19 protein-coding genes are annotated in these 19,190 nt (G+C 57.9%); 6 read left to right on the top strand and 13 right to left on the bottom strand.

Features of this window, described 5'->3' with window-relative positions; genetic code table 11:
• Positions 1-16 precede the first annotated feature (16 nt).
• Positions 17-982, top strand: coding sequence for a D-erythronate dehydrogenase (denD, locus tag FOY56_RS03500; RefSeq protein WP_146344396.1), 966 nt, complete (start codon positions 17-19; stop codon positions 980-982).
• Between the two features lie 16 nt (positions 983-998).
• Here the strand turns inward: denD and FOY56_RS03505 are convergent, their stop codons facing one another.
• The 5 genes from FOY56_RS03505 to FOY56_RS03525 all read right to left on the bottom strand — a co-directional run bounded on the left by FOY56_RS03505 (position 999) and on the right by FOY56_RS03525 (position 5,680).
• A complete protein-coding gene (locus tag FOY56_RS03505) occupies positions 999-1,769 on the bottom strand; it encodes a hydroxypyruvate isomerase family protein (RefSeq protein ID WP_146344397.1) in 771 nt (256 codons plus the stop codon).
• A 232-nt stretch (positions 1,770-2,001) separates the two neighbouring features.
• A complete protein-coding gene (locus FOY56_RS03510) occupies positions 2,002-2,946 on the bottom strand; it encodes a Gfo/Idh/MocA family oxidoreductase (RefSeq protein ID WP_146344398.1) in 945 nt (314 codons plus the stop codon).
• 15 nt (positions 2,947-2,961) lie between these two features.
• Positions 2,962-3,813: a class III extradiol dioxygenase subunit beta gene (locus FOY56_RS03515; protein WP_146344399.1), complete on the bottom strand. Its 852-nt coding sequence runs from the start codon at positions 3,811-3,813 to the stop codon at positions 2,962-2,964.
• The gene (ligA, locus tag FOY56_RS03520; RefSeq protein WP_146344400.1) at positions 3,813-4,211 is read right to left on the bottom strand and encodes a protocatechuate 4,5-dioxygenase subunit alpha; all 399 of its coding nucleotides are present in this window, start codon (positions 4,209-4,211) and stop codon (positions 3,813-3,815) included. The genes FOY56_RS03515 and ligA overlap by 1 nt, the downstream gene beginning before the upstream one ends.
• A 251-nt stretch (positions 4,212-4,462) precedes the next feature.
• Entirely contained in the window at positions 4,463-5,680 is a 1,218-nt protein-coding gene (locus FOY56_RS03525; RefSeq protein ID WP_146344401.1) for a LysR family transcriptional regulator, read from the bottom strand.
• Between the two features lie 152 nt (positions 5,681-5,832).
• Here FOY56_RS03525 and FOY56_RS03530 point away from each other — a divergent pair, with 152 nt between their 5' ends.
• The 5 genes from FOY56_RS03530 (at position 5,833) to FOY56_RS03550 (ending at position 9,397) form a co-directional block, all read left to right on the top strand.
• Complete coding sequence (locus FOY56_RS03530; RefSeq protein ID WP_146344402.1) at positions 5,833-6,702, top strand: amidohydrolase family protein; 870 nt, start codon at positions 5,833-5,835, stop codon at positions 6,700-6,702.
• Positions 6,703-6,723: 21 nt separating this feature from the next.
• Complete coding sequence (locus FOY56_RS03535; protein WP_146344403.1) at positions 6,724-7,080, top strand: protocatechuate 4,5-dioxygenase subunit alpha; 357 nt, start codon at positions 6,724-6,726, stop codon at positions 7,078-7,080.
• A 12-nt stretch (positions 7,081-7,092) separates the two neighbouring features.
• Positions 7,093-7,941 carry a class III extradiol dioxygenase family protein gene (locus FOY56_RS03540; RefSeq protein ID WP_146344404.1) on the top strand — a complete coding sequence of 283 codons (849 nt, stop codon included), beginning with the start codon at positions 7,093-7,095 and terminating at the stop codon, positions 7,939-7,941.
• Between the two features lie 145 nt (positions 7,942-8,086).
• A complete protein-coding gene (locus tag FOY56_RS03545) occupies positions 8,087-8,647 on the top strand; it encodes a DUF4202 domain-containing protein (RefSeq protein WP_146344405.1) in 561 nt (186 codons plus the stop codon).
• 63 nt (positions 8,648-8,710) lie between these two features.
• On the top strand, positions 8,711-9,397 hold the full coding sequence (locus FOY56_RS03550; protein ID WP_146344406.1) for a CbiX/SirB N-terminal domain-containing protein: 687 nt from the start codon (positions 8,711-8,713) through the stop codon (positions 9,395-9,397).
• A gap of 6 nt (positions 9,398-9,403) precedes the next feature.
• Here the strand turns inward: FOY56_RS03550 and eda are convergent, their stop codons facing one another.
• From eda to FOY56_RS03590, 8 genes are all read right to left on the bottom strand, one after another.
• Complete coding sequence (eda, locus tag FOY56_RS03555; RefSeq protein ID WP_146344407.1) at positions 9,404-10,051, bottom strand: bifunctional 4-hydroxy-2-oxoglutarate aldolase/2-dehydro-3-deoxy-phosphogluconate aldolase; 648 nt, start codon at positions 10,049-10,051, stop codon at positions 9,404-9,406.
• A 3-nt stretch (positions 10,052-10,054) separates the two neighbouring features.
• Positions 10,055-11,863: a phosphogluconate dehydratase gene (gene edd, locus FOY56_RS03560; protein WP_146344408.1), complete on the bottom strand. Its 1,809-nt coding sequence runs from the start codon at positions 11,861-11,863 to the stop codon at positions 10,055-10,057.
• Positions 11,864-11,886: 23 nt separating this feature from the next.
• The gene (gene zwf, locus FOY56_RS03565; RefSeq protein ID WP_146344409.1) at positions 11,887-13,338 is read right to left on the bottom strand and encodes a glucose-6-phosphate dehydrogenase; all 1,452 of its coding nucleotides are present in this window, start codon (positions 13,336-13,338) and stop codon (positions 11,887-11,889) included.
• A 543-nt stretch (positions 13,339-13,881) separates the two neighbouring features.
• Positions 13,882-16,125 carry a phosphoenolpyruvate--protein phosphotransferase gene (gene ptsP, locus FOY56_RS03570; RefSeq protein ID WP_146344410.1) on the bottom strand — a complete coding sequence of 748 codons (2,244 nt, stop codon included), beginning with the start codon at positions 16,123-16,125 and terminating at the stop codon, positions 13,882-13,884.
• Positions 16,126-16,169: 44 nt separating this feature from the next.
• Positions 16,170-17,408, bottom strand: a complete 1,239-nt coding sequence (locus FOY56_RS03575) for an aspartate kinase (RefSeq protein WP_146344411.1) — start codon at positions 17,406-17,408, stop codon at positions 16,170-16,172.
• A 137-nt stretch (positions 17,409-17,545) separates the two neighbouring features.
• The gene (locus FOY56_RS03580) at positions 17,546-18,190 is read right to left on the bottom strand and encodes an SDR family NAD(P)-dependent oxidoreductase (protein WP_146344412.1); all 645 of its coding nucleotides are present in this window, start codon (positions 18,188-18,190) and stop codon (positions 17,546-17,548) included.
• Positions 18,191-18,193: 3 nt separating this feature from the next.
• Positions 18,194-18,637: a DUF1178 family protein gene (locus tag FOY56_RS03585; protein WP_146344413.1), complete on the bottom strand. Its 444-nt coding sequence runs from the start codon at positions 18,635-18,637 to the stop codon at positions 18,194-18,196.
• Between the two features lie 69 nt (positions 18,638-18,706).
• On the bottom strand, positions 18,707-19,168 hold the full coding sequence (locus FOY56_RS03590) for an NUDIX hydrolase (RefSeq protein ID WP_146344414.1): 462 nt from the start codon (positions 19,166-19,168) through the stop codon (positions 18,707-18,709).
• Positions 19,169-19,190 lie beyond the last annotated feature (22 nt).

The raw sequence follows: 19,190 nt of genomic DNA on the forward strand, positions 1-19,190 counted from the left end.
ACAAGGAGAGTCTATCGTGAAAGTCCTGATCCTGGGCGCCGCTGGCGTCATCGGCCAGAAACTTGGCCAGACACTGGCCCAACGTGGTCACCTGCGCGGAGAAACGATTGACGCCATGGTGCTGGCGGATGTGGTTGCGGCCAAGCCCTTTGACGCCCCCTTCCCCTTAGAAAGCGTGGCCTGCGATATCTCGAACCCGGCATCGGTCGCGCAAGTGATCGGGGCGGATGTCGACGTCATCTATTTGCTGGCTGCTGTGGTGTCGTCGCACGCAGAAGAAGTTTTGGATGACGGGCTGAACATCAACATGATGGGCACTTTCCATGTGCTGCAACGCTGTCGGGAGCTTGAGACCGCGCCTGTGGTTGTGTTCTCTTCCTCGAACGCGGTTTACGGCGGCGAAGTGCCTGACCCGATCATAGACGAGACCTTCCTGAACCCGCAGACCTCGTACGGAACACAAAAGGCCATAGGAGAGTTGTTGCTGAACGATTTTTCGCGCCGTGGGCTGATTGACGGACGCGGCTTTCGGTTGCCGACAATCTCGGTCCGTCCGGGCAAACCAAACCGCGCGGCGTCGGGCTTCATGTCATCAATCCTGCGCGAACCGCTGAATGGACAGGAAGCGATCTGCCCGGTGTCCGAAGAGTTCAGCCATTATTATCTGTCACCGCGCAAATGCGTCGAAAACCTGATCAAGGGAACCGAAATTCCGGCTGAAGATCTGGGTGAAAACCGGTGTATGATCATGCCGGGCAAGCAATGGACGATCCGGCAGGTGATTGATGCAATGACGGCGGTGGTGGGGCCTGAACCCGCCAAGCTGATCAAATGGGAGTCCCAGCCCGAGATCGAGCGCATCGTAACGGGATGGCGTTTTGATTTCCAACCTCAGAAATCACTGAAACTGGGGTTGGAAGCGGATAACAGTTTTGAGGACAATATCCGATATTATATCGAGGATGATCAACCATTTGCCTGACCGGTGCAGGGGTGGTTCAACGCTGTTTTTGCGCGTTCAGCCAGCCTAGGCTGTCTTCGGTCGCCCCGTCTGGTTTGTATTCGGCCCCCAGCGGGTCAGTGTATCCCAGTTCGTCGAGGTGATCGAATACCGGCCCATAGTCCAGCGCGCCGTGATCCGGCGCGCCTCGGTCCGGGACAGCGGCGAATTGAATATGGCCAATAACCGGAAGCAGGTTTTCCACCTTGCCTAGCGCGTTCCCTTCGGTGCGTTCGACATGGTAGAAATCGAACATCAGCTTCAGGTTATTCCGTCCTGCCAAGGCGATAATACTGGCCGCCTGTTCGGTTGACGACAAGAAGTACCCCGGTGCGTCAAAGGGGTTGAGCGGTTCGATCAAGATTGCGATGCCATGTGGCGCGGCCAGATCGCAGGCGAACTGCAGGTTCGTCAGAAAGCACTGCTGCGCCGCGTCACCTGCAGCAACCCCGGCCATGACATGGATATTGTGTGCTCCAATAGCTGCTGCATATTCAACAGCTTGCCGGATCGCAGCCCGCGCCTGGGCTTCGAGATCCGGCACGGCGGACATACCATTGCCCGGAGCTTCCGGAGTCCCGCGCATGGTGTTGATCCCAAGCATCTGCAAACCCGTGTCCGCGAGCGCCGATCGGACCTCATCGATCGGCACGTCATAGGGCCAATGACATTCCACAGCGTCAAACCCCGCCCGCGCCGCCGCGCGAATTGCGTCAGGCAATGAATGCTCGGTCCAAAGGAACCCCAAATTTGCTGAAAATCGTGCCATTCCGCCGCGTCCTCCCTATTGGCGGACCTTACGTGCTGGACTTGCCAACGTGCAAGGCAGAGCCACCCCTGATTGGCAAATGCGCGATCTCATCTCTGCCTGGGTGAGCGTGAATTCGGTCTCAAAAACGACCGAAAGGAAATTAGCACACCTAATGATTGAACGTGCAGTTAAGCATTATAAATGCCTCGCCGCACTACTGCGACGAGGCTTTGATCAGCGACAGCCCGGATTAGCCCAGAGTTTTTTCAATCCTGTCCAGCGTTTCCATCGCGCTCAGCACATCGGCCACGTCCCCGTTCGGGGTGCGGCCCTCTTGAATGGCTGAGACGAATTCACGGTCGATCAGTTCGATCCCGTTATTCGACACGGCGACACCGCTCAGGTCGATCTGGTTTTCGTTTCCATCGTACAAATCGTCATATCGGGCAAGATAGGTTCCATTGTCGCAGATATAGCGGAAGAACGTACCGAACGGCCCGTCATTGTTGAACGACAGCGACAAGGTGCAGATCGCGCCATCAGGCGCTTTCAGGCCAATCGCCATATCCATGGCGATACCCAGATCGGGGTGCATCGGGCCTTGCAGGCCAAACGCCTCGACCGCTTTGCCACCTGTCTGGTACTGAAACAGGTCAACGGTGTGACACGCGTGGTGCCACAACAAATGATCGGTCCATGTCCGTGGTTCACCTTTGGCGTTGGTGTTGGTGCGGCGGAAGAAATAGGTCTGAACGTCCATCTGCTGGATTTTCAACTCACCCGCATCGACCTTGTTCTTGATCCACTGATGTGACGGGTTAAAGCGGCGCACCTGCCCGGCCATCGCGACCAGTCCGGTTTCCTTTTGCTTGGCAACGATAGCCTGACTGTCTGCCAAGGTATCCGCCATCGGGATCTCGATCAGAACGTGCTTACCGGCATCCATGCAGGCCAGCGCCTGATCAGCATGCATCTGCGTCGGCGTTGACAGGATGACTGCGTCAACATCGTCGCGTGCAATGCACTCTTCCAGCGTGGTGCCCGCATGGCCAATACCGCGCGCGGCGGCCAATGCTTCGATCTTGGCCTTGGTCGGCCCCATGACCGACGTCACTTCGACCTCATCAATATTGGCCAATGCATCCAGATGCTTAAGGCCAAAGGCGCCATATGCGCCGGCAACGCAAATTCTCACGTTTTCAGTTCCTTCCTAAGTCTGGTTTTCCAGAATGATATGTCCGACGGCAGTGTTCGAGGCAGGAACGTGATAATGGCGATGCACCTCGGTCACGTCCTCATCCAATGCGCCGCGCATGACCAGCCACATGACCATCTCGATCCCTTCGGACCCGGTTTCACGCAGATATTCCAAATGCTGGATCTGGCTGGCGGCTTTTGGATCTTCGGTCATAAGGTCCAGAAAGCGTTGATCCCAATCAGCATTGATCAGACCGGCACGTTTGTACTGTAACTGGTGGCTCATTCCGCCGGTGCCGAAAACCACCACGTTCAGATCTTCGGGATAGCTGTCGATGGCCCGGCGGATCGCCTTGCCCAACTGATAACAGCGGTTGCCCGTTGGGGCCGGATACTGCACCACATTGACCGCCAGCGGAATGACCAGCGTGGGCCATTCATCGTCAACACCGTGCTGCCCGAACATCACCGACATCGGGACAGTCAGGCCGTGGTCGACCTCCATCTCGTTCATGATGGTCAGGTCAAATTCGTCCAGAATGACGGATTGCGCAATGTGGCTGGCCAGCTTCTGATGGTTCTTGACCACCGGAACCGGACGCGGCCCCCAGCCTTCGTCGGCGGGTTTGAATTCAGCCGCGCAGCCCAGCGCGAAGGTCGGAATACAGGAGGCATCGAACGCAGTGCAGTGATCGTTATAGACCAGAAAAACCACGTCGGGCTTTTGTTCTTTCATCCACTCACGGGACTTCTTGAAGCCTTCGAAAACCGGCTGCCAATACGGCTGCTCGGTGATGCCGGTGTCCATGGCGACGCCGATGGCGGGCACATGACTGCACCCCACGCCTGCGGTAACTCGAGCCATTATTCGTTCTCCCATTCCGATTTATAACGGTTGCCGTCAATCGAACGGCCACCGTGCAGCATCATGTCCCGGTATTCGTCACGGCTGACGCCGGTCATCATCGCGGCAAGATCCTGAAACGTGATCCCGTCATTCGCCGCCAGCTTTGAGGTGTAATAGATATTGCCACCCAGCTGCAGCAGCTCGTTCCAGTCGCGGTCCAGCACGGCCTGTCGCTGTGCAGGTGTCATCGGGTACTTGTCCAGATACGATTCCTGATCGGCGTTGAACACGTCACGGTTCTTGCCCAGCCGCAGCGAGATGCAGAACTGGTTCAAATGGTACCCTTCCCGGGACCGATCCGCGTCGAACACGAAGGTGCCCGGGATATCATCATATTCCTTGCTTGGTCCGGTCATTTGGTCCTCCCAAAACCTCTGGAACGCTGGCGGTGTTTGCCGGACGGTCGCGACGACCCCGGCGGTGATCAAATGTACCGTACCGCTCTTGCCTGCACACTGCACGCGCAAGCGGCGCGTTTTCTGTGATTTGAAATAACAGAGAGTGTCAGGCAACCGAAATTCTTTGCCCAGCACGTGCATTTGTTTCTGTTATAGAACTGGCTCTCCGGAGCAAAAAAGTGGCGCTGAATTGGGGCCATGTTTTGATGTTAGCGAGCGTTTGCCCGGATCATGTCAAGGAACCGGGCCTGGGTCGGAGTAGGCTCCCACCCCTTGCGAAAGGTCAGACCAATCGGACGCGCACTGTCTTTCAGTTCGATTGGTAAAGGGGCGAGAGGGCCGTTTTCTTGCTCGACTTCAATCTGCCTGCGCGACATGATCGTCACATAGTCCCCGCGCATCATCAGGCCCCGAACCAAGATCAGCGAGCTTGTAACGATACGGACCGGCGTATCGGGAAGCTGAGGGATCTTGAGGCTTTCATACAGATAGGTTCCCGAAGGCGTCGGCCTGGGCGGAGCGATCCACGGATAGGCCAGTGTATCCTGCAAAGTCAGGTTCGATTGCCCGGCCAAAGGGTGCGAACGTGACGCGACCACGGACAAAGGATCATCAAACAGCGGTTCCTGGATGATGTCATCCGCTGGCGGCGGATCACGCAAGGCCCCGATCAGAAAGTCGAGCTCTCCAAACCGCAACTCGCGCAACAATGTCGAAAAGGTCCCGTCGATGCATTGGATCTGAACCTGACCTTCGGTTTCCAGCAAGACCTGATCAATCGCAGCAGGCAGGATTGCCGTACGTGACAATGGCATGGCCCCAACCGCAATCTGAGTCGAATCCCGGCCCAGGTGTTCGCCGACTTCGTAATACCCTTGCCGGATTTCGGCATTGGCCAACCGGACATAGTGGGCAAAGACCTCGGCCGAAAGCGTCAGCTCTACGCCACGACGAACGGGTTCGAAAAAGGTCAATCCAGACAGGCGTTCCAGATCTTTGGCAGCTCGATGCACGGCGGGTTGCGACACACCAAGCTCGCGCGCTGCATGGCTAAAGTTCCCGGTCCGGGCGACCGCCGTCAGGGCACGCAGCTGAACAGCTGTAGACAGGCGATGGAAATCCCGGCGGCCCGTGGCCCCTTGTTTTGGCGCACGTTTTCGCGCCATACGCTCGCCCTCTTTCAGGTAATTCAACGTACGCCCGACCCGTCGCAAAAAGATCTCTCCCACTTCCGTGGCGTACATTCCTTCTGGTTTGCGATCGAACAGTGGTGCTTCCAACGCCTGTTCCAGCTTGGCGACAGCCTGCGTGACAGCTGGTTGCGACAAGTGCACGAGATCTGCTGCCAAGTTGATGCGATGATGCGCTGCCACCTCGCGCACTGCATAAAGGTGTCTGACATTTGGAAAGCTAAAGTCCGAGCGCATCCGTTTCGTCCCTGCATCAAGATGCACCGTCTATAACATTATCCAATTGGCCGATCCAAGCTTCCAACTGGCACCCTGGCCCTTTGCCACATATAGTTTTGGCAACGAACAAGAACATCGGCGGCGCGCGCCAAACTAAGGAGACCGAATTGATGGATCCCGACTATCTGCCTTTTCACCCGAACCCGAAAACACCGGATTTCAAGGTACCTGAAGGCGCGGTTGACGCCCATTGCCATGTGTTCGGACCGGCGGATGTCTTTCCATACTCGCCCAAACGCAAATACACGCCCTGTGACGCGCCCAAAGCCAAGCTGTTTGAACTGCGCGATTACCTTGGTTTCTCGCGCAACGTGATCGTTCAGGCAAGCTGCCATGGTCCCGACAACAGCGCCATGGTTGACGCGTTGCGCACCGCCGGCGATCTGGCGCGCGGTGTGGCCGTTGTGTCGCCCGACGTCACGGATGAAGAATTGCAAGAGATGGACGATGCCGGTGTCCGGGCCGTTCGCTTCAATTTCGTGAAACGCCTTGTCGATGCAACGCCCAAAGAGGTGTTCATGGGCATTGCCGAACGTGTTGCAAAGCTCGGCTGGCACATCGTGGTGTACTTCGAAGCCCCTGATCTGGAAGATCTTGTCCCGTTTCTGGAAAGCCTGCCCACCACAATTGTCGTTGATCATATGGGGCGTCCCGATGTGACGGCAGGCGTCGATCACCCCGATTTCCAGAGGTTCATCAACCTGCTGATCCGCAACGACAATATCTGGACCAAAGTCAGCTGCCCCGAACGCCTGACTGTCGCCGGACCGCCGTATGACGACGTTGTGCCCTTTGCCCGCAAACTGGTTGAAACGTTTCCCGACCGGGTCCTGTGGGGCACCGACTGGCCGCACCCGAACATGAAGTCCCATGTGCCGGATGACGGCCTGCTGACCGACCAGATCCCCGGAATCGCGCGAACATCCGACTTGCAGCGCAAGCTGCTTATCGACAACCCGATGCGCCTTTACTGGGCGTAAGCGATCAGAAGGAACAGACCGATGGATCATCCCGGCTTCGACCATCACACCCACATCCCCGGCACGACGATCTTTGACGGCAAGATGGCCATGAAAGGCTATGCCCTGAACAAGATGTGCTATGCGTTCAACCGTCAGGACAACCGCGATGCCTTTGTGGCCGACGAGGAAGCGTTCATGGAAAAATATGGCCTGAACGACGCTCAGAAACAGGCGGTGCGTGACCGCAATATTCTCGGCATGATCGAAGAAGGCGGCAACATCTATTACCTCGCCAAATTCGCAGGGATCTTCAAATTGTCGGTGCAGGACGTCGGTGGGATGCAAACTGGGCGCTCCACCGAAGAATTTCAGGATTTCCTGCAAAGTCAGGCGTGAGGAGCGGATATCATGGCAAAAATACTTGGTGGCATCACTACGTCGCATATTCCCGCCGTTGGCAACGCAATCCAGAAAGAGCTGTATGATGATCCGTATTGGAAACCGTTCTTTGACGGGTATCCCAAGGTTCACGCCTGGATCAAAGCGAACAAGCCGGACTATGTGATCAACATCTATAACGATCACGGACTTGGGTTCTTTCTGGATCAAATGCCGACTTTCGCAATCGGTGCAGCGCATGAATACAAGAACGAAGACGAAGGCTGGGGCCTGCCAGCGCTCGATCCGTTTCCCGGTGCGCCGGAACTTAGCTGGCATATTATAGAATCCATGGTCGCGGATGAATTCGACATCACATCGTGCCAGGAACTGGCCGTCGATCACGGCTTTGTCGTGCCAATGCAATTGTTCTGGCCCGGTGCTCCGAACAATCCCGACATGCCACGCGCAGTCCCGATCAGCGCCAATACGGTGCAGCATCCAATCCCGACCCTGAAACGCGCACTCGATTTCGGCAAGGCGTTGGGCCGCGCACTGCGCTCGTTTCCGGAAGACGCCAGAATCGTTATCCTTGGTACCGGCGGTCTGTCCCATCAGCTTGATGGCGCACGGGCCGGATTCATCAACAAGGAATTCGATCAGTATTGCCTGGAAAACATCGTCTCAAACCCCGAAGAACTGACCAAGGTCACCCGGATGGAACTGGTCGAAAAGGCCGGGGCGCAAGGCACCGAATTTCTGATGTGGATGATGATGCGTGGCGCCTTGGGCGACAACGTGACCGAGATCACGCGGAACTACCATATCCCGATCTCGAACACGGCTGCTGGAACCCTGCTGTTGGAATGCGCCGCCTGACATGACACGCAATGGAGGATCCCGGCGCAAGCCGGGCCCCGACGGCGCCGAGGAGGGCCCATAAGGGCCTGACGAGGCGCCCCTTTCGCCCGTGACATTCCTGTCCAAAATCGCGAAACTTGGCCCGAATCCAAGGAGACCGCCGATGGACCGCCTGCCACATGTACTGTCCGAAATCGACGCAGCCAACGCCGACGACCCGCGCATCGACGACGGTCGCCCCGAAGCCCTGCTTTATGGCGAACGGATGAGTGCCGAAGTGGATCGGCTGTTCCCTGATGCGCCCGACACTTTGAAAATCGCCGCGCGCGGTCAGCATATCGAACGCTGGGTGCTTTTGCGAAAAGACTATCCCGAAGGCCGCGCCGGATACCTCCAATGGCGGCGCGATCTGGCGGCGCATCATGCAACCCGCGTGGGCGAGATCATGTCCGCTGGCCAGTACGATCAGGATGACATCGACACGGTCGGCACCATGATCCGCAAGGAAGGGATCAAACGAAACGACAACGTTCAAGCGCTGGAAGACGTCATCTGTTTCGTGTTTCTGAAATGGTATTTCGCCCCGTTTGCCGCCAAACATGCTCCGGAAAAGGTGCAGGATATCGTCGAAAAAACGGCTCGCAAGATGTCGCCCACTGCACGGGAACGGGTTCTGGACGAATTCGACCTTCCGGCTCCGCTAGCGAACGCCTTTCGGGGCTGAGGCTGGATATGCGGTCTGATTGCCCCACCTTCTGCGCGTAAGAAATTGATCCCGGACCGTTTTATGCATGCTTTGATCGTTGCCCATGGCCAGCCCTCGGCTCCGCCTGTCCCCGAGGCCGCCCTTGGCGCACTTGCTGCGCGCGTGCGCAACCACTTGCCCGGCTGGGTCGTAAAATCAGCGACAATGGCCACTCCCTATCTGTTGGAACAACGTGCCCGTGATTGTCCGGCTGGCACGCTTGTTTACCCGTTGTTCATGGCAGATGGCTGGTTCGTTCGAACCAAACTTCGCCGACGCTTGAACGGTTTTGCTGTGCAGTTTCTCGATCCCATGGGCCTGGATCCGGCCCTGCCAGCGCTGGCAGCCAATCTGGTTCAGGGCCACGCCGCGTCGCATGGTTGGGATATGGGGGAAACAACCCTGTTGCTGCCCGCCCATGGTTCGGCGCGCAGCGATCTGGCCGCCGATGCCACCCGCGCCTTTGCCCAAGCCCTGCAACCGCTATTGCCCGACACTCCGATCCGTCTTGGGTTTGTTGAACAGCCGCCGTCAATTGAAGACGCGGCACATGGCCTGTCAGAACAGGCCATCAGCCTGCCATTCTTTGCGGCCAAAGGCGGTCACGCTTTGGAAGATGTGCCGCAAGCCCTGGACGCCGCCGACTTCAAAGGCGTTCGACTGCCACCTCTGGGTCTTGCTTGCGGCATCCCTGCCCTGATTGCCAACGCGTTGCGTCGGGCCGTCTGACAGGCCTCACGCGCTAAGTGCGCTCGCCTCGCGGGCTAAAGCCTCGATCCCGGCCCAGTCGCCGCTTTGAACCATAGCCTTTGGAGCGACCCAACTGCCGCCCGCGCAGACGACGTTCGGCAGGCTCAGATAGTCCTTCGCATTCCCCGGATTGACGCCCCCGGTCGGACAGAAAGAAATCTGTGGCAAGGGCGACGCCAATGAGGCCAGAGCCGGAGCACCACCTGCAGCTTCGGCGGGGAAGAACTTGAGCATGGTATAGCCGCGCTCGAACAACCGCATCGCTTCGGTGGCCGAGGCTGCGCCAGCCAAAAGCGGAAGCCCTTCGGCTTCGCAGGCATCCAGAAGCCGGTCGGTCGCGCCGGGGGATACCCCGAACTGCGCCCCTGCGGCCTTGGCCTTGCGCACATCTTCAGGTGTCAGCAACGTGCCTGCGCCGACAACACCGCCGGGGACCTTCGCCATTTCAGCGATCACGTCCAATGCGGCCGGAGTGCGCAATGTCACTTCCAGTGCTGGCAAGCCACCGGCGACCAAGGCCTCGGCCAGTGGTCTGGCATGCGCTGCGTCTTCGACAACCAGGACCGGCACAATTGGTGCCAACTTGCAGATTTCCAGCGCTTTGATGCTGGCCTCATGCGGTGTGATCGACATCGGTTATCCCCCGAATACTGTGGCACCGGCATCCGCAGAGGACACCGCGCACCGGAATGTTGCAAAAAGTTCGCGTCCTGTCCCGAATGCACTGCTGGTCAGGTCAGCAACTGCCGGAGTACGCTCCAAAACGCCCTCTGTGAGGATCTCAAGATCACCGGTCTGTGCATCAACGCGCACGCGATCACCATCCTGAAGCTTGGAGATTGGACCGCCATCCAGTGCCTCGGGGCAGACGTGGATCGCCGCAGGCACCTTGCCTGACGCGCCCGACATGCGCCCGTCCGTAACCAGCGCCACTTTCATCCCCCGGCCCTGCAAAACGGACAAAACAGGGGTCAAACTGTGCAATTCCGGCATCCCGTTCGCCTTTGGCCCCTGGAAACGGACCACAAAAATCGTATCTTCTGTGAATTCACCCGCCTTGAACGCCGTCTTGATCTGGTCTTGATCGTCAAACACGCGCACCTTCGCCTCGATCACCTGATGTTCGGGCGCTACGGCAGACACTTTCATGACGGCAGTTCCCAGTGATCCGGTCAGCCGTTTCAGGCCACCTGTTGGCTGGAACGGATCTGAAGCCGGACGCAGGATTTTTTCGTTCAGGCTTGCACCGGCGCCGTCCTGCCAGGTCAACTTTCCATCGATCAACTTGGGTTCCTGTGTGTACAGCGCCAACCCGTCTCCGGCGATCGTAGACGTATCCGGATGCAAAAGCCCTTCGTCCAGCAGTGTGCCAATGGCATAGCCCAGGCCCCCGGCTGCGTGGAAATGGTTCACATCTGCAAGCCCGTTGGGATACACGCGGGCAATCAAAGGAGTAATATCCGAAATCTCGGAAAAATCCTCCCAATCCAGCAGGATACCGCCCGCTCGCGCCATCGCGACAAGGTGGATCAGCAGGTTGGTGGACCCGCCTGTGGCGTTCAGCCCGACGATGCCGTTTACAAAGGCCCGTTCGTCCAGAATTTCGCAGACCGGCCGATAATCGTTCCCCAGCGCCGACAGGGACAAGGCGCGTTTCGCACCTTCCTGCGTCAGGGCATCGCGCAGAGGCGTGCCCGGATTGACAAAGCTTGAGCCCGGAAGGTGCAGGCCCATGAACTCCATCAGCATCTGATTGGTGTTGGCAGTGCCGTAGAACGTACAGGTGCCGGGGCCATGGTAGGCAGCCATTTCCGCCGCCATCAAAGCATCGCGCCCGACTTCACCAGCAGCAAAGGCCTGACGCACTTTGGCTTTTTCATCATTCGACAAGCCGCTGGTCATTGGGCCTGCTGGCAGGAACACAGCCGGCAGGTGACCGAATGTCTGTGCGGCGATCACCAGTCCGGGCACAATCTTATCGCAAACGCCAAGGAATACAGCGGCGTCAAAAGTGTTGTGGCTGAGCGCGACGCCGGTCGCCATGGCGATGACATCGCGGGAAAACAGGCTCAACTCCATTCCTGCTTCGCCCTGGGTGACCCCATCGCACATCGCCGGTACCCCGCCCGCAACTTGCGCGGTTCCACCGGTTTCGCGTGCCGCAGCGCGGATCAGATCCGGGAAGCGTTCAAACGGCTGATGCGCCGACAGCATGTCGTTATAGGTGGTTATGATACCCAGATTGCCTGCTGTTCCGGTTGCCAGCGCCTGCTGATCGGTCCCGGCCCCGGCAAAGGCGTGCGCCTGCCCAGAACAGCTGAGATGCGCGCGCGCAGGCCCCTTGTCACGGGCAGCGGCCATACGCTCCAGATAGGCCGTGCGGCTGTCGCTGCTTCGGTCGATAATCCGGTCGGTGACGGTACGTATCGTGGTGTTCAGTGTCATGTCTCTAATCCTTCCCGGGCCACTCAGGCCCCGATCTGCCGCCAGCGCCGCCCGTCGCGATGCATCAGCATCAACGCGTCTTCCGGACCGGAACTGCCGGGATCATAGGGTGACGGATCCTGATGGGCGTCTTCCCAGGTTTTGATGATCGGATCAGCCCAGGCCCAGGCCGCTTCGACTTCGTCGCCGCGCATGAACAGGGTCTGATCGCCGCGGATCACATCCATCACCAGTCGTTCATAGGCATCCTGCGCGCGCGAGTCTTCGCCCAGCGCTTCGGCAAAGCTCATGTCCAGCGCGACCTCGGTCAGGCGCAAACCGCCCGGCCCCGGATCCTTGATCGTGGTGCGCAAGGTGATGCCCTCATCCGGTTGCAGACGGATCACCAAAGCGTTGCCGCGCAGACCACCCGCGTTCGGGAAAATCATGTGCGGCGGCTTGCGGAACACCACGACGATCTCGGACACCCGTTCGCGCAGACGTTTGCCGGTACGCAGATAAAATGGTGTACCGGCCCAGCGCCAGTTGCCGATTTCGACCTTCATCGCGATGAAGCTTTCGGTTTGGCTGTCGGGATTGCCCGCGTGATCTGTATAACTGCCGACGTCTCCTGCGGCCCGGTACTGACCGCGTGCGATGTCTTCCAGTGCCACCGGTTCAAGCGCCTCGATCACCTTGACCTTTTCGTCGCGCACCGCGTTTGGTGTAAATCTCGACGGCGGCTCCATCGCGGTCAGACACAACAGTTGAACAAGGTGGTTCTGCACCATGTCCCGCATCGCACCTGATTGATCGTAATACCCGCCGCGCCCTTCGACGCCGATGCTTTCTGCCACTGTGATCTGCACATGATCGATATGGGTCGAATTCCACAACGGTTCGTACAGCGAATTGGCAAAGCGCATGACCATCAGGTTCTGGACGGTTTCCTTACCCAGATAATGGTCGATGCGATAAATCTGGTGTTCTTCAAAATGGCTGCGCAATGCCTCATTCAAGGCATGGGCGCTGTCCAGATCATGACCGAACGGTTTTTCGACCACAATCCGGCTGTCAGGTGTGGCAAGACCGCCTTTATGCAGGCGGCTGGCTATTTCAGCGAACAGCGACGGGCTGACCGACAGATAAAACGCCCGCACAAAACCGTCACGCAGGAAACCGGCAAGATCGCTCCACCCCTCGTCGCCCGTCGCATTAACAGCCACGTAATCAACCCGCTTGAGGAACTCGGTAAGATCAACCTTGTCATACATCTCGGGCGAAACGAATTCTTCAATCGCTTCGCGGACCACCTTGCGGAATGCTATTGTGGTCAGATTTGTACGGGCCGTGCAGATGATGCGCGCATCATCCGGCATCTGCCCCACCTGAAACCTGTGCAGAAGCGCAGGCAGTATCTTGCGCCGGGCAAGATCACCCGTGGCTCCAAAAATGACCAGATCGAACGGGTCCACCGGAATGACGCGCGAGACCATGTTCCACTTACTCCCGTTTCAGCCCGAGCGGCCGGTTTGCTTACTTGGTTCTAGCATACCTGACGGCGCGGACATCTGTTGTCAGAATTTCCCTGTATGTTAGCGCTAACATATGTTGCAAATGCACACATAATGCAAGTGCAATCTTGGCAGAACCTGTTTTTGACCAATTCTGCATAAGAATTACAGAATTCTCTTTTTAATACAATGTCCTGTTTGTCGACCCTGATGCATGCGCGCCTCACTTCGCCTCAGGCGGCTGACCAAGAAACAGGAAACATCGCAAGCGCGTGCATTTCGCTGCAGTCATCCACCGCCTATTCCTGAACTGTGGATCAGTTTCTGAGAGAGTGGAGGAACGGACAGGCAACTGCGTTTACATGAGGATAAGTTATACTCCAATGTCGACATATGCCTAGTCCAACCGAGTGATTTCAAACCGACTATGCAAATCCTACGAAACAGAGCGCCCCGCCCGTGACCGCGATTGCTGTGCACTTCCCGCCTTAACACGTTGAAATTTTGAACTTTCCGCCGGATGGTTCATCCTTGCAGGCGCAACCACTCCATTACAGCCGGTCGCACCGATTGTTCGCCACGATGGCGGGCGTCGGTGATGATCTTTCGGACCTCTTGCAAATTTGACCGGCGCAGCAAGCTTTTTACCGGACCAATCGACGCGGGACGCATCGACAGGTTGCGGATGCCGATCGCGGCCAGACACAGGGCTTCAATCGGGCGACCTGCATCTTCGCCGCAGAAACTGACCGGTGTTCCCGAGATCTCGCACCGTTCAACAATGCGCTCTATCAGACTGAGAAAGCTCACATTCAGTGTATCATAGCGGCGTCGCACACGTTCGTTTTCGCGATCTGCTGCAAAGAAGAACTGCTTGAGGTCATTGCCCCCGATAGACAGGAACCCGACCTCGTCAAAAAACTTCTGGGGCGCAAAAGCCAGGGAAGGCGTTTCCAGCATCGCCCCCACTTCCAGCGAAGATGGCAACGCATGGCCCAGTTTGATTTCGCCTGCTATCGCTTTGTCGACCTCGGCGCGCGCGCTGCGGTATTCTTCAAACTGCGCAACGAACGGGAACATGATGGTCAATGGCCGTCCATTCGCGGCGCGCAGCAGGGCCTGAAGTTGCATCCGCAAAATGCCCGGCTTGTCCAATCCAACACGAATCGCACGCCAGCCCAGCGCCGGGTTGGGTTCGTCATTGGGTTTCATGTAAGGCAGAACCTTGTCCGATCCGATATCGAGCGTGCGGAACACAACCCGCTTGCCCTGCGCCGCGTCCAGAACGCGTGCATATGTGGCGACCAGTTCGGACCGCTTCGGCATCTTGTTGCGGATCAGGAACTGCAATTCAGTCCGAAACAAGCCGACGCCCTCAGCGCCAGAACTTTCAAGCGAGGGCAGGTCGGTCATCAGGCCGGCATTCATGTTCATCGACACGACTTCGCCATCCAGTGTCTCGGCCAACTTGTCACGGATGGACGTGTATCGCTCCTGCGCTTTCGCCTGCATCGCGATCTTGTCGCGGAAGGCCGAAACAACCTGATCATCAGGGCGCAGGTGAACCACGCCCTGATCGCCATCGACCATGATGTGATCGCCGTTCAGCGCTTCGGTTGTGATTTTTTCGGCATGCACCAGCAACGGAATTGCCAATGCTCGCGCCACAATGGCGGCGTGGCTGCCAACCGAGCCTTCTTCCAGCACAATGCCGCGCAGGCTCCGGCCATAATCGAGCAAATCGCCCGGACCGATGTTGCGCGCCACCAAAATCGGGTCGGGCGGCATATCCGCGCCGGTCTCCTTGCCCTGGCCAGTCAGGATGCGCAGCAAACGGTTCGACAGGTCATCCAGATCAGACAACCGTTCACGCAGATACGCATCAGTTACCTGAGACATCCGCGACCGGGCCTGATTTTGTTCTTTTTCGACAGAAGCTTCGGCGGAAAGCCCGCGCGAAATATCCTCTTCCATGCGTCGCATCCAGCCTTTGGAGTTGGCAAACATGCGATAGGCTTCAAGCACCTGTAGCTGCTCCTTGTCCCCATTCCGGGACATCTCAAGCATTTTGTCGACCCCGACGCGCAACTGTTCGACAGCTTCCTGAAGCCGTTCCAGTTCACGATGAGGGTCTTCGGCAATTGGGTTTGCGACGACGACGCGCGGTTCGTGCAACCAGATATGCCCCTCGGCCGCGCCTTCCTGTGCGGTCGACGCTTTGATCATCACAGATTGCTGGTGTAGCGGCGACAAGGCAGCGCCTTCGCCAACAAACGCTCCAAGTTCGGTCATTTCGGCGATGACCATTGCAACAACCTCAAGGCCATAGACTTCGTCTGCCGAGAACTTTCTGGCGTCCCGCGATTGCACGACGAGAACGCCAAGGCTATCGCCAAGGCGCTGGATCGGTATCCCAAGGAAGGACGAAAACCGTTCTTCTCCGGTTTCCACCATATAGCGAAAACCCCGCTCCGATGGGGCATCCGGCGTGTTGATGATGTTCCCGGTGCGCGCAACACGCCCAACCAGGCCTTCGCCCAGCCGCATTCGGGTTTTGTGAACCGCCTCGGGCTTAAGTCCTTCGGTGGCACATAGTTCCAATGTCTCTTCATCGCGGAACAGATAAACCGAGCAGACCTCGCTCTTCATGCTGTCGGCGATCAGATTGGTGATTTTGTCAAGACGGGTTTGCCCGGCATCACTGCCAGCCATAACCTCGCGAAGCCGCCCTAGCAGCTTGCGACTTTCGGTTTCCGTGCCGTCTGCCATAGGCTCCGTTCACATCAAGGTGTCAGGTCGCCTGTGCGCGGTGCTCAGGCTGCCTTGTCCAATTCGAACGCATCATGCAGCGCCTGCACGGCAAGTTCCATGTATTTCCGGTCAACCAGAACCGAAATTTTGATTTCGGACGTTGTGATGACCTTGATATTGATCCCCTCGTCCGAGAGAACCTTGAACATCTTGGCCGCAACGCCTGACTGGCTGCGCATGCCGATGCCCACTACAGACACCTTGCAAACAGCGGTATCCGCGACAACTTCGGCAAAATTCAGATCGCCATTTTCGCGGGTCTTGGCCAATGCGGCTTCGGCCCGGGCAACTTCGTTCGTCGGGCAAGAGAACGTCATGTCCGTCCGCCCCTCTTCCGAGATGTTCTGGACAATCATGTCAACATTCACGCCGGCTTCGCTCAGCGCCGTGAAAATGATTGCGGCGATGCCCGGACGGTCGGCGACCGACAAAAGTGTGACTTTGGCTTCGTCGCGGGAATAAGCGACGCCATTCACAGCATTGGATTCCATGATATCCTCCTCGGCACACACAAGCGTGCCCGCATTGTCAGATTGTTCCTCAAAGCTTGACAGCACGCGCAGCCGGACGCCATATCGCATGGCCAGTTCGACGGAACGGGTTTGCAGAACCTTGGCCCCCAAAGAAGCCAGTTCAAGCATCTCTTCGAAGGCGATCTTATCCAGCTTTCGGGCCTTTTCACAGATCCGCGGGTCGGTGGTATAGACCCCGTCGACATCCGTATAGATATCGCAGCGTTCCGCATCAAAGGCGGCGGCAAAGGCCACGGCAGTGGTGTCAGATCCACCACGGCCAAGCGTGGTGATCCGTCCTTCGGCGCTGATCCCCTGAAACCCGGCGACCACAGCGACCTTCATGCCTTCGGCAAATTTCTGGGTGATGTTGTCGGTCGGGATCTCTTCGATCCGGGCGGACGAATGCGCCGACGATGTCAAAAGTGGCACCTGCCAACCCTGCCAGCTGCGGGCCGCGACATCCATTTCCTGCAAGGTCAGCGCCATTAGTCCAGCTGTGACGTTTTCGCCTGACGACACAATCGCATCATATTCGCGCGCATCGAACAGCGGCGACGTCTCTTCGACCCAGCCGACAAGTTCGTTTGTCTTGCCGGACATAGCCGACACGATCACGATCACATCATAGCCTTTGGCCACTTCCACGCCGACCCGCTTGGCCGCACGACGGATGCGATCGAGATTGGCAACCGATGTGCCACCGAATTTCATTACCAGAACGGGCATCCGCGCATCCTTGTCTTCCTGATCGGCGCGGGTTTACGCGGGTTGCCGACCAAGGGCAAGCGGGACCGGGTGCCGCATCACACCCGGACCTGCGTCCGACACTTGAACGTCTCGCAAGGTAGATGGCCCGCGAAGGATCAGAACGGGTGGTCGCGCCCGTCCCAGGTTTCAAAACACCCGGTGCTGGAAATGTTGAGCGACTGAAAACGCGCCATCAGACCCTGAACCGCCTGGTCCACTGTGATTTCCGCCGTCGAGCCTCCCATGTCGGTCTGAACCCATCCCGGATGATAGATCCCCACCGGGATCCCTTCGGGCTTGAGTTCGGTCGCCAGGTTTCGGCCGATATTCAGCGCCGCCGCCTTTGACGCCCGATAAATATAGCTTCCGCCCGGCGCACGTGTATGCGACGCCATCTGCGAGGAAATAATCGCAATTTTGCCGGGGTCAGCGGCGCGCAGGTTGGGCAACAATGCCTGAACGGTCAGGAACACGCCTGTGACGTTCACGGCAAAGCTGTCGGCCCACATGTCCGCAGGATAGCCGCCGTCAAGCGCCTGCCCCTTGTCCAGATAAACCCCAGCATTGCATACCAGCAGATCGACAGGCCGCCCGTCCAGATAATCAGACAAGGTTTGCACGCCTTCCGGTTGGGTGACGTCCAGTTTGACAGCTTCCGATCCGTCCCGGGCAGTTCCAGTCACGTCGTGGCCAGCTGAACGATACCATTCAGCCAGAGTGTGACCGATCCCACGACCGGCGCCTGTTATTACAATATGCATAGGTTAGTTTATCTTTCGACTGGGCATGAAAGGGAGCGGCGCTACGGGAACGCCGTCTTCAAGTAGGGCGCGCGCTTCGTCGATCCGGGCTTCGCCATAAATCGAACGTTCCGGAGTATCGCCATCGTGCATCGCCCGGGCCTCTGCCGCGAAATCCTTGCCGACGTAGTCAGCATTTTCCTCGATCTTGCGACGAATCTCGGTGATGGCTTTTTCGGCTGGGGTGTCCGGGGTACTCAGCGTCCCTTGATCGGGTTCTGCCAGAGGTGTCGCGGCAACACGGGCTGGTCGCACGCGTGGCGTCATGATCGCTTTTTCGACGTCTGAATTGCCGCAGATCGAACAAGTAACCATGCCTGCACCATTCAGCTTGTCGAACGCCGATGCCGATTGAAACCAGCTGTCAAACTTGTGGCCGTCGGCGCATTTCAAAGCATATTGAATCATGGTCGGTTCGTTTCTCCGGATGTGCGAATAGATATCCGGTGTGGCCCCAAGATCAAGGGGGCGTGGCCATCAGCGTAGCTTGGTTGGGTCGAAGTTGCGCAGGATACCTGCCAGTTCAGGTTCCTGAACCCGGGCCGCCGCCTTTTTGGGTGAAAACCATTTCCGTCGCCGTTCGTCGCGTTCCGGAAACTGCGAGGCCAGACGTTTCACCGAGATCGGAAAAACCATGGCGACACAAGGCCGGGTTTTGCCCGAGTTCATTAACTTGTCGTAGGTGTAAAACCCAAGATTGCGATCAATCAACTTGCCTCGAACCCCCGCTTCTTCCCAGGCTTCCCGCGCGGCAGTTTCGGCAGGTGACAGCCCCGAGATCAGCCATCCTTTCGGCACGATCCAGCGCTGGGTCCCGCGTGAGGTTATCAACAAAACGCGCGTGCGATTGCCATCTGTACGATAACACAAGGCTGCGTACTGATTGATCGCCCCTGCATCTATCGCGGCGCGAATTCTGGATGGAAACTCCTTACCCATTGGCAGACAGCTATTCTCTTGA

This window comes from Falsiphaeobacter marinintestinus (assembly GCF_007923355.1).
GTDB classification, from domain to species: Bacteria; Pseudomonadota; Alphaproteobacteria; order Rhodobacterales; family Rhodobacteraceae; genus Phaeobacter_A; species Phaeobacter_A marinintestinus.

What these genes read in the sequence shown, in the direction of transcription:
- FOY56_RS03505 (WP_146344397.1), bottom strand. Translation starts at nt 1,769, where the DNA reads ATGGCACGATTTTCAGCAAATTTGGGGTTCCTTTGGACCGAGCATTCA.
- FOY56_RS03575 (WP_146344411.1), bottom strand. Translation starts at nt 17,408, where the DNA reads ATGCCCGTTCTGGTAATGAAATTCGGTGGCACATCGGTTGCCAATCTC.
- FOY56_RS03540 (WP_146344404.1), top strand. Translation starts at nt 7,093, where the DNA reads ATGGCAAAAATACTTGGTGGCATCACTACGTCGCATATTCCCGCCGTT.
- FOY56_RS03535 (WP_146344403.1), top strand. Translation starts at nt 6,724, where the DNA reads ATGGATCATCCCGGCTTCGACCATCACACCCACATCCCCGGCACGACG.
- FOY56_RS03590 (WP_146344414.1), bottom strand. Translation starts at nt 19,168, where the DNA reads ATGGGTAAGGAGTTTCCATCCAGAATTCGCGCCGCGATAGATGCAGGG.
- zwf (WP_146344409.1), bottom strand. Translation starts at nt 13,338, where the DNA reads ATGGTCTCGCGCGTCATTCCGGTGGACCCGTTCGATCTGGTCATTTTT.
- ligA (WP_146344400.1), bottom strand. Translation starts at nt 4,211, where the DNA reads ATGACCGGACCAAGCAAGGAATATGATGATATCCCGGGCACCTTCGTG.
- FOY56_RS03530 (WP_146344402.1), top strand. Translation starts at nt 5,833, where the DNA reads ATGGATCCCGACTATCTGCCTTTTCACCCGAACCCGAAAACACCGGAT.
- edd (WP_146344408.1), bottom strand. Translation starts at nt 11,863, where the DNA reads ATGACACTGAACACCACGATACGTACCGTCACCGACCGGATTATCGAC.
- FOY56_RS03525 (WP_146344401.1), bottom strand. Translation starts at nt 5,680, where the DNA reads ATGCGCTCGGACTTTAGCTTTCCAAATGTCAGACACCTTTATGCAGTG.
- FOY56_RS03545 (WP_146344405.1), top strand. Translation starts at nt 8,087, where the DNA reads ATGGACCGCCTGCCACATGTACTGTCCGAAATCGACGCAGCCAACGCC.
- FOY56_RS03580 (WP_146344412.1), bottom strand. Translation starts at nt 18,190, where the DNA reads ATGCATATTGTAATAACAGGCGCCGGTCGTGGGATCGGTCACACTCTG.
- eda (WP_146344407.1), bottom strand. Translation starts at nt 10,051, where the DNA reads ATGTCGATCACACCGCATGAGGCCAGCATCAAAGCGCTGGAAATCTGC.
- FOY56_RS03585 (WP_146344413.1), bottom strand. Translation starts at nt 18,637, where the DNA reads ATGATTCAATATGCTTTGAAATGCGCCGACGGCCACAAGTTTGACAGC.
- FOY56_RS03515 (WP_146344399.1), bottom strand. Translation starts at nt 3,813, where the DNA reads ATGGCTCGAGTTACCGCAGGCGTGGGGTGCAGTCATGTGCCCGCCATC.
- FOY56_RS03550 (WP_146344406.1), top strand. Translation starts at nt 8,711, where the DNA reads ATGCATGCTTTGATCGTTGCCCATGGCCAGCCCTCGGCTCCGCCTGTC.
- ptsP (WP_146344410.1), bottom strand. Translation starts at nt 16,125, where the DNA reads ATGGCAGACGGCACGGAAACCGAAAGTCGCAAGCTGCTAGGGCGGCTT.